Here is a 253-nt window from a genome sequence, read left to right on the forward strand (position 1 = left end):
AATTTTCTGCTCGTGATTATGACAATATGGTTGCCCATACTGCGGTTGTTTTTACCCGGTATATGATGTTCGCCTTAATATCCCGTGAAGAGAAGGATCCGCGCACCATCGGTGAGCTGTTTTATTTGTGCTGTGATGAAATGGAGAACATTCGATTCGCGCAATCGCTGTTTCTCGTAATGGCCTGTCTGAAAGAGACATTAATGAACGAGTTAGTACTATCTGAACAACATGTTCAAGACTTGTTAGATAC

The 253-nt window shown here is 41.9% G+C and carries 1 pseudogene; it reads left to right on the forward strand.

The features are described 5' to 3' along the window. Nucleotides 1–253 (forward strand): annotated as a pseudogene (locus ACYQ2O_RS13665) (IS4 family transposase); the annotation flags it as partial.

It is taken from the genome of Alkalibacterium sp. m-11 (assembly GCF_054658155.1).